The sequence below is a fragment of the Neobacillus bataviensis LMG 21833 genome (assembly GCF_000307875.1).
Lineage (GTDB): Bacteria > Bacillota > Bacilli > Bacillales > Cytobacillaceae > Neobacillus > Neobacillus bataviensis.
This window is the reverse complement of the sequence record NZ_AJLS01000023.1, coordinates 1-583: the sequence shown is the minus strand read 5'-3', so window position 1 is coordinate 583 and position 583 is coordinate 1. Positions and strand designations below refer to the sequence as shown.

General features: G+C 36.7%; 1 protein-coding gene. It reads right to left on the bottom strand.

Going from position 1 to position 583, the window contains the following annotated elements; translation table 11 throughout:
• On the bottom strand, window positions 1–583 hold a 583-nt coding region (locus BABA_RS02475), incomplete at both ends, for a reverse transcriptase/maturase family protein (RefSeq protein WP_007083540.1).

Here is a 583-nt window from a genome sequence, read left to right as displayed (position 1 = left end):
AAATCAATTGACGTATTTTGTCTTGCAGAGGAATAAGGAGTTCTACACTCCCATTGAGTGTTCTCTTTTTGACTTTACCAGATCGTTTTATCGTTCCACTTCTCCTTACTCGTATATCATATCCCAGAAAACGAGCGGGTTGACTGCTATGTGTGATGAGTGTTTTTTCTTCACTCAATTCCATTTTTAGCTTGTTATGAATAAAAAGTTTTAATTGTTCTTTTATCCATTGACAGTCCTCTTTGCTTCCTTTAACAGAGATAATGAAGTCGTCCGCATACCGGACGTATTTCAATACTTTATTTGTCTGTGAGGTACAGGGGAGTGTGGGTAATCTTTTACGTTTTTCTTGATATTCTAAAAGAACTTTAGCTTTTTCTTCACCCTCCAACTTCTTGAGACGGTGAGAAATTCTTTTTATCTCATTGTGAAGTTCCCGATATTCAGGTGTTATTCTTTCTGGACTTTCTCGGTCAAACTTCATTTTGAGTTGTAAAACAAACTTATCCAATTCATGAAGATAGATGTTGGCCAAAAGAGGAGATAGAATTCCACCTTGAGGTGTTCCGCTGTAAGTTTTGTG